The sequence below is a fragment of the Chitinophaga hostae genome, from assembly GCF_018224885.1.
Lineage (GTDB): Bacteria > Bacteroidota > Bacteroidia > Chitinophagales > Chitinophagaceae > Chitinophaga > Chitinophaga hostae.
The window spans coordinates 1-1783 of record NZ_JAGTXB010000045.1; the positions used below are offsets into that span (position 1 = coordinate 1).

Sequence of the window (1783 nt, forward strand, 5' to 3'; positions counted from 1 at the left end):
GTTACACGGCTCCGGTTATCAAATCGTTGGTTTCGATCCTAAGAGTGCCCAGTGGGCAAAGAGCCTTGGTTGGCGCATGGAGACTCCATGCAACCATCTTATTGCTTTCATCTCACTGGCTCTTAGGTGCTTGTATTTTCGTCTTGCCCAGCTCGCAAGTTTTACATTGACTATGTGCATATAACTCACAAGTTTTGTTTTGTAAAATTTACTGTAGTAATTGATCCAGCCTGTCACTACCGGGTTAATCTCCGCTGCCACTTCCTGTAGCGTATTCGTCGTTCTTTTCAGCACTTCCCATTTACCCATCTTCTCATTCATTGATCGCATTGACCTGGTACTTACTGCTGGTAGCCAGTTGGTGAACCATACTCCCCTTTGGCTGTTTTGAGCCAATCGTGGTTTGAACGTGTAGCCCAGAAAGTCGAAGGACATCTTCGAACTCCCTCTTTGCCTTCTGTTGCTATCCTTACAGTAGACCACATGCGTTTTCTCCGGATGAAGTTCCAGTCCACATGCTTCCAGTCGCTCACTTAATGCTGCTTTTAGTTCAGTAGCCTCACGCATACTCCCGCAGTGAATGATAGCGTCGTCTGCGTATCTTTCAAACGGACAATGCCGGTAGATCTTTTCCAGCCATTTATCCATACTGTAATGCAGATATAAATTGGCCAGTACCGGACCAATAACCGAACCTTGCGGAACTCCTTTGGTACGCTCCTCTATCGTTCCATCTGACCGTTGCAACGGCGCTTTCAGCCATCTTTCAAGATACAATAGTATCCAGCCGCTCTTACAATGCAATCGGACTGCCTTCATCAGCAAATCATGGGGAATATTGTCATAGTAACCTTTGATATCAACATCAACTACCCAATTCTGATTCCAGCATCGCTCTCTTGCACGCGACAGCGCTTGTATGGCTGACTTGCCGCGCCGGTAACCATAAGAGTCTTCATGAAAAACCTGCTCTAACCCTGGTTCTAATAAGCCTCTTACTATGCTCTGGGCAATTCGGTCGGATATGGTGGGGATGCCCAGAGGTCTTAGTCCACCTCCTTTCTTGGGTATCTCCTTTAACTTAATCGGAGGCGGCATGTAACTTCCCGAACTCATCCGATTCCATAATTTGTACAAATGATCCTTATACGCTTTATGAAAGGTTTCCAGACTTATCCCGTCTATTCCACCGGCCCCCTTGTTAGATCTTACCTGTTGATAGGCTAAACTCACCAATCGACGACTAATACTAAACGATTTTGTTTTACTCATTTCAGTACCTCCTGAGCTTTTGCCCAGTTTTCTTCCATGAAAAAAAAAACTTGATAACAGCCTCCCTTCGCTCCATTCCCATTACAGAAACTTCTTCACTACTACGAAGGCTTCTGCCCCTGTGCCAGTCATCGATACTTTCTATCTTGCTGTCCTTGCAGCTTGATATTTTCTCTTAACATACTGGCGACAGGTTCTCCTGTTCCCGACTAATGCCTGTGTTAAGATCACGCTGTCTATACGCCGGATGCCGCAGCAACAGTAATCAGGTAACCTTGCTGCTTATCCCAAAGAAGCTGGTGGACTTTGGTTTTGACATCTTCTAATCCTTTCGACGCCTCCGATGACAGTTCACATTTGTTCGCCTTCTTAACACTCACCTGACATATTCAATATGCCTTTTCCTTCCATGCTCACTACCACAACTCTTTATTGCAGCAGCTGAAGGTGGTTTGAGGGCTGCTCCTGAAAGCCGCCATCGATGGGCCTACCATCATCATTTGCCGAGCAT

Annotated in this window: 1 protein-coding gene; it reads right to left on the reverse strand. The window is 46.0% G+C overall.

The window, feature by feature from the left end; genetic code table 11:
• Window positions 1–18: 18 nt before the first annotated feature.
• Complete coding sequence (gene ltrA, locus KE626_RS34425) at window positions 19–1272, reverse strand: group II intron reverse transcriptase/maturase (RefSeq protein ID WP_211977689.1); 1254 nt, start codon at window positions 1270–1272, stop codon at window positions 19–21.
• Window positions 1273–1783: the final 511 nt, after the last annotated feature.